At 54.0% G+C, this 507-nt stretch carries 1 rRNA gene; it reads right to left on the minus strand.

Annotation, left to right across the window (positions count from 1 at the left end):
- Positions 1-507 (minus strand): 23S ribosomal RNA (locus ACE5KN_RS31030); the annotation flags it as partial.

Genomic DNA, 507 nt, shown 5'->3' on the forward strand with positions numbered 1-507 from the left:
CAAGCCATAGCTTCGGTGGTGTGTTTAGCCCCGTTACATTTTCGGCGCAGAGTCACTCGACCAGTGAGCTATTACGCACTCTTTCAATGGTGGCTGCTTCTAAGCCAACATCCTGGTTGTCTGTGCAACTCCACATCCTTTCCCACTTAACACACACTTGGGGACCTTAGCTGATGGTCTGGGCTGTTTCCCTTTTGACAATGGATCTTAGCACTCACTGTCTGACTCCCGGACATAAGTCTATGGCATTCGGAGTTTGACTGAGCTTGGTAACCCTTGCGGGCCCCGCACCCAATCAGTGCTCTACCTCCACGACTCTGTTTTCCGAGGCTAGCCCTAAAGCTATTTCGGGGAGAACCAGCTATCTCCGAGTTCGATTGGAATTTCTCCGCTACCCCCACCTCATCCCCGCACTTTTCAACGTGCGTGGGTTCGGGCCTCCAGTGCGTGTTACCGCACCTTCACCCTGGACAGGGGTAGATCACCCGGTTTCGGGTCTACGCCCAC

The organism is Paenibacillus terreus (genome assembly GCF_042138595.1).
GTDB classification, from domain to species: domain Bacteria; phylum Bacillota; class Bacilli; order Paenibacillales; family Paenibacillaceae; genus Paenibacillus; species Paenibacillus terreus.